Below are 7,000 nucleotides of genomic sequence, written 5' to 3'. Positions count from 1 at the left end.
ATAAATACACATAATTAATTTTGACAAACTTAGTAATTTTCAGTATAATATATTTATGAGAAATAATTTAAATACAAAAAAATATTTCAATCCTTTAAATGATTATTTTGTACGATATCTCTTTACTGATAAGGGAAGCAGTGAGTCTATACTTTTAGACTTTATCAATTCTATAATGCTCAACGCTAATATGAAAACTTTTCGTTCAGTTGAAATTTTAACACCTTTTAATTTAAAGAAAAATAGGAATTTAAAAGAAACCATAGTTGATGTAAAATGTATTACTCAAAATGGATCAGTAGTTATAATAGAAATACAATTACAAGGTAATTCAAGATTCCCAGAAAGAATACTTTATTATTGGGCAGCTAATTATAGTAAATTATTAAAGCATGGTGAAAGATATGATGAATTAACTCCTGTAATAAGTATTAATCTATTAAATTTCAATTTAGATAAGACAAAAAATATACATTCATGTTATATGCTTTATGAGATGAATAATAAAAAGTTATTAACAGATCATCTTCAGATACATATAATAGAGTTAAAAAAATTCAAGAAAAACATATTAAGTAAAGATTTAAACTGTTGGTTAAAAATATTTACAAGCAAAAATTTGGAGGCTTCTATGTCTGAAATAGTAAAAGAAAAACCTATAATGGAAGAAGTACAAAAGAAATATAATAATTTTGTCAAAAGTAAATTAATGATGATGGAATATGAAAAGAAAGAAGCATACTTATATGGTAATCAAATAATGCTTGATGAAGAAAGAAGATTAGGAAAGGAAGAAGGTATAAAAGAAGGTATTGAGAAAGAAAAATATTCATTAGCTAAAAATATGAAAAAAGAAAACATAGATGTTAATATTATAAGTAAAGTAACAGGTTTGAGTATAGAAGAAATAAATAAATTATAATAAAATATTTGTGATTAACTGATATTAATAAACAGTTAAGTATTATTTAGTTACAAGTTTTTTATAAATATAAAAAATATAATTTAATAAATTGTAATTTTATCATTAATCATAGAAATTTAGAAAATTATTTGTATTAGTTTTTATAGAAATAAATCATTTAAAATTTATAGTTAATTTATTTTTTACAATTTATAATATTTTGCACTATTATAATATAATTATAGCAAATTTATGAAGAAGTACAAACCAACAACAAAAGAAGAATTAAAAAATTTAGTATTTACAGACGGTATAAAACTTAGTTGTGTAGATACAAGCCTCATCACGGATATGAGTTATCTTTTTCATAAAAGTGAAAGGAAAGATTTTGAAGGCATAGAATATTGGGATACTTCTAATGTTGAGGATATGTCTGGAATGTTTGATAAATGCTATTCATTCAATCATACTTTAAATAATTGGAATGTATCTAATGTCAAAAATATGAGCGGTATGTTTCAGGCAGCTATGAAATTTAATCAGCCTTTATATAAATGGAATACTTCAAATGTTAAGACTATGAGCTTTATGTTTAATTATGCTAAATCATTTAATCAAAATATAAATAATTGGAATGTTAGTAAAGTTGAAGATTTAAGTTATATGTTTTGTGAGTGTGAAGTTTTTAATCAGCCTCTTAATGATTGGAACGTATCTAATGTCAAAACTATGGAAGGTACATTTAGGAGAGCTTATAAATTCAATCAGCCTTTATATAAATGGAATACTTCGAAAGTTGAAAACATGCATGAGATGTTTGTACAATGCAAGGATTTTAATCAGACTTTAAATAGTTGGAATGTATCTAATGTGAAAAATATGGAAGCTATGTTTGGTGATACTCTTTCATTTAATCAGCCTCTTGATAAATGGAATACAAAAAACTTAAAAAAAATTGACTCAATGTTTAAATATGCTAAAGGTTATAATTGTTATGACTCATTAGCAAATTGGGATTTAAATAAAATATTAAATATGAATGAATTATGTGATGATAAAGAAAAATTGCCTTTAAGAATCAGAGCATATCTTCAGGCATTTTATGGTTCTTATCAAAATTATTTAAATATCACAAAGGATAATGTCAAAGAGATATATGATTTCATTTCAAAAGATACAAATAAAAAAATTGTGGCATTAAGAAAAAAACTTGAAAGTGATTTTTCTTTGGTACTTTCATCTGTTACAGAAAATTATAATTTTAAAACTATAGAAGAAGCAGAAAAGTATATCGAAAACAATTATAATAAAAAAGATGATAAAAAAGTGAGCTTTATAAATAATAATTATAAGGTTTTAATAAAAGATAAATCAAGAGAAGTTAATATTAATGTTATAAAGTATATATATTTGGAATATTTGTCTCTCAAAAGAGATGTTAAAAGATTAGTAAAAATAGATAATATAGTTAATTTGCTTGATAGAGAATCATTCATAAAGTTTATTAAAAATATTTATGATGAAACTAATAAAGAAACAGCCGCTTTTATTTATTGTTTATACGGAGGAGATGAGGCTGTAAAAAATATATATAAAAAAGCACATGACACAAAACTTTCACTTATAATAATTAAATTAAACAATCAAAGCAAATATGCACTTAAATTGTTATATAAAATATTTATGACTACTAAGAAAACAGAAGTTAGACTTGAAGCAGAAAAAATAATTAATGAATTACTTAAAGAAATGAATATTGATTATACTGAATTTAGATTAAGATATGCTCTTGATTTCGGATTTAATTCTAAATATGAAAAAGTATTAAATGAATATTATAAATTAATTTTGAATAGTGATTATTCTTTGAGCTTGTTTGATATAAAAAATAATAAAGAATTGAAAAAGATTCCTAAAAACTTTGATGAAAATTTAAAAAAAGAAATAATAAAATTAAGAAAAGAAATAAAGAAGTTTATTAAAAAGAATTCTAATCTTTTAGCTATTACATTAATAAACGGTAATAAATACAGTTATGATATATTCAAAGACATTTTTATTGATAATGTTATGATGAATAAATTTGCTTCATCTTTGATATGGAATTTATACGATAATGATAATGTGTTTTTAACAACTTTCAGATATTCAGGCGATGGAAGTTATTCAAACTGTGAAGATGAAGAAATAAAAATTAATGATGATAATTTTATAAGTTTAGCAAGTCCTGTAGAAATGGACGATTACACTATAAATAAATGGAGAAAACAGCTTGAAGATTATGAAATAGCACAGCCTTTACAGCAATTAACAGTTATAAAATTAGATAAAAATAATTTGGAAAAAGAAATAAATAAAATAAAAAATATTAATGCAACTTATGCTACTTTTAAGTATTTTACTAAAAAATATGAAATGAATATTAGTAATGTAATAGGATATGATGGTATTATAACTTATTCATTTTCATCAAATGACGAAGATATTTTTACTATGACTTCAAAAATTCAGGGGGAATATGATGAGCAAATAAATATTACTATTGATTTTAAAAAGAGTGAAAACAAAAAAGAGATAAGTAAAAGATTTGTTTATACTTTATTAGTATTAATGATTTGGGATTTTAGATTGACAGATTTATTTTAATTATATGCCTAAGTAACTATATTTTGCCAAAAATAAATTTTTAAATTTAAAATATTTGCAGGGCTTTGCCCTTACGAAGTACACAGCGTGCAGCACCCCAGTTCTTTTGCGACCTAAGGAAGTACCTTTAGGTATGACCAAAAGAACCAGGCGAAGCCCGCCTACGGCGAAAGACTGCATTTTTGAGCTAAAAGTATGGTATTTTAATACATATTCTTAAAATATTAAATTATAGTATATGCGTTTTTCGCTCTGCGTGCCTGCGGCAAGGTGTCTTAAATTAATAGTTTATATTACATGTAAAACGATTTTAGTATGATTTAGTACTAATTTTATACTTGCACTTTCGCGAAGCGTGCCTGCGGCAGCAACTTTGACGAAGTCCGCAGAGCGTGTGCGGCGGGAAAAAGTTGAATAAAAAAATTGACAAACTTAAAAATTTTTAGTATATAAATAAGTATTATTATTTGTAGTTAATTGATTGCTACTATTTACATATATTAAAATTATAATGAGGATATGAGATTATGAAAAAATATAAACCAACAACAAAAGAAGAATTAAAAAGATTAGTATTCACCAACAACGGTATAAAACTTGGTGATATTGATACAAGTCTTATTACAGATATGAGCGACCTTTTTAATAAAAGTGAAAGAAAAGATTTTGATGGCATAGAAGAGTGGGATACTTCTAATGTTGAGAATATGGCTTATATGTTTGCATATATGGACTACAATGTTTTGGGCCAATACTCAATGACAGAGTTTAATTCTAATTTAAATAATTGGAATGTATCAAAAGTGAAAAACATGATTTATATGTTTGCTTGTTGTACATATTTTAATCAGCCTTTAAATAAATGGGACGTTTCAAATGTGGAAAATATGTCTGGCATGTTTTTGGGTGCTAAAAAGTTTAATCAGCCTTTAAATAATTGGAATGTATCTAAAGTGAAAGATATGAACAATATGTTTCATAACTGTGAAGCATTTAATAAACCTTTGGACAAATGGGATGTTTCTAATGTTAAAGATATGTCTAATATGTTTAATGTGGCTTTGAAATTTAATCAGAATATAAATAATTGGAATGTATCTAATGTTGAAGATTTATCAAAGACGTTTCGTTATTGTAAAGCTTTTGATCAGCCTCTTAATGATTGGGACGTATCTAATGTGAAAAATATGCAACATATATTTGAGGACTGTGAAAATTTTAATCAGCCTTTAGATAAATGGGATACTTCTAATGTTGAAAGTATGGAATTTGCATTTAGAGCATGCGGTAAATTTAATCAGCCTTTAAATAGCTGGAATATGTCTAAAGTAACAAATATAGAGCATATGTTTGCTTTTACAGAAGAATTTAATCAGCCTCTTGATAAATGGGATACAAGAAATGTCATTAGTGTAATGTTGTTGTTTGCCTATGCACGCAAGTTTGATCATTATGAATCTTTAGCAAATTGGAATTTAGACAGTTTACAAGCTATAAGTATAATTTGTGATGATAAGGATATGGATAAATTACCTACAAGAATTCAAGTATATAGGCAGGCATTTTTTCCTAAGGCCGATATTATAAGTATAACAAAATTTAATGTTAAAGAAATATATGAGCTTATTGCAGATGATAAAAATAAAAAAGTTGTAAGATTTAAAAAAAGACTTGAAAGTGATTTCTCATCAGAGCTTTCATTTGTTACAAATAATTATAATTTCAAAACTATAGAAAAAGCAGAAAAGTATGCTGAAAGAAATTACAATGGTAAAAAATATGATAAGAAACTTGAATTTATAAAGAATTGCCATGTATTAATAAAAGATAAATCAAGAGAAGTAAATATCAATCTTATAAAGTATATATATTCAGAATATTTGTCTTTAAAGAAAACTATTAAAAAATTAGAAAAAATTGATAATATGGTTAATTTACTTGATTTAAAATCATTTGTGAATTTTACTAAAGAGATTTATTTAAAAAATCAAGATGAAGTTATCACTGCTTTTGTTTATGCTATGTACGGAGGAGATGAAGCTTTAAAGAAAATATCAGAATTAATGAATACTATTGAATCAAAAAATCTACTTACAATGATAAGCTTCAATATAGAAAGCAGATATGCTCAGAGTTTATTATATAAAATATATCTAAATTCAACTAAAAGTGCAATTCGTAAAGAAGCAGTAGAAATGATTAATGAGTTACTTGAAAAAATTAATATAGGTTATAGTGAATTTAGATTAAGATGTATGCCTAATTTGGGATTTAATTCTAAAGGTGAAAAAGAATTAAATAAAGATTATAAATTAATTGTTAATAATGATTATACTTTAACTTTATTTGATATAAAAAATAATAAAGAATTAAAGAAAGTACCTCAAAATCTTGATAAAAAATTAAAAGATAAAATAAAAGAATTGGGTAAAGAAGCAGATAAGTTTATTAATCATAGCTCACATATTTTAAGTATTATGTTAATAGACGGTGATATATTGAGTTATGACTTGTTTAAAGAAGTTTTTATTGATAACTATTTAATGAATAAATTTGGTTCTGGTTTAATATGGAACTTGTATGATAAAGATAAAAACTTTATAACAAATTTTAGATATACAAGCGATGGAAAATATTTAAACACAGAAAATGAAAAAATAAAAATTAATGCTGATAATTTCATGAGTTTGGCAACTCCTATAGAAATGGACGATGAAACTATAGATAAATGGAGAAAACAAATTGAAGATAGTGAATTATCACAGCCAATAAATCAATTAACATCTATAAAATTAAATAAAGATAATTTGAAAAAAGAAATAAAGAAAATAAAAAATATAGATATAAGCTACGGAGCTTTTAAATTCTTTGCTCAAAAATATGAAATGCATACTAATGATGTAGTAGGAGATAATGACACTATAACATATACATTCACATCAAATGACGGAGATATTTTTACTATGTCTGCAAAAGTTGATGAGGAAGTAGAATATGATGATTTAATAAATATTAGTATTGATTTCAAAAGGGGTGAAAATAAAAAAGAGATAAGTAACAGATTTGTTTATACTTTATTAGTATTTATAATTTTGGATTTTAGATTGACAGATTTATTTTAATTATATGCCTAAGTAACTATATTTTGCCAAAAATAAATTTTTAAATTTAAAATATTTGCAGGGCTTTGCCCCAAACCCCACTTCTTTTGTTGCCACAAAGAAGCAGGCACAGCTAGCCTACAGCGAAGGGCTATATTTTAGCTTAAATTGATAATTTATATTACATGTAAAACAATTTTAGTATGATTTAGTATTAATTTTATACTTACACTTTCGCAAAACGTGCCGACGAAGTCCACCTATGGTGTCGGCATCAACTTTGGCTAAGCCCACATGTGGTGTTCGGGGGAAAAAGTTGAATAAAAAAATTGATAAACTTAGAAATTTT

General features: G+C 24.6%; 3 protein-coding genes. All 3 read left to right on the top strand.

The features are described from left to right. The first annotated feature begins 55 nt into the window (after positions 1-55). The 3 genes from R4K56_RS14145 (at position 56) to R4K56_RS14135 (ending at position 6,672) form a co-directional block, all read left to right on the top strand. Positions 56-922, top strand: coding sequence for an Rpn family recombination-promoting nuclease/putative transposase (locus R4K56_RS14145; protein WP_335773085.1), 867 nt, complete (start codon positions 56-58; stop codon positions 920-922). Between the two features lie 234 nt (positions 923-1,156). Beyond that, positions 1,157-3,550 carry a BspA family leucine-rich repeat surface protein gene (locus R4K56_RS14140; RefSeq protein WP_335773084.1) on the top strand — a complete coding sequence of 798 codons (2,394 nt, stop codon included), beginning with the start codon at positions 1,157-1,159 and terminating at the stop codon, positions 3,548-3,550. A 527-nt stretch (positions 3,551-4,077) separates the two neighbouring features. Next, positions 4,078-6,672 carry a BspA family leucine-rich repeat surface protein gene (locus R4K56_RS14135; protein WP_335773083.1) on the top strand — a complete coding sequence of 865 codons (2,595 nt, stop codon included), beginning with the start codon at positions 4,078-4,080 and terminating at the stop codon, positions 6,670-6,672. The last annotated feature ends 328 nt before the right edge of the window (positions 6,673-7,000 follow it).

The organism is Brachyspira pulli (assembly GCF_036997785.1).
Taxonomy (GTDB): Bacteria; Spirochaetota; Brachyspiria; order Brachyspirales; family Brachyspiraceae; genus Brachyspira; species Brachyspira pulli.
Note: the sequence above shows the minus strand (reverse complement) of the source record. Positions and strands in the feature narration are given on the sequence as shown.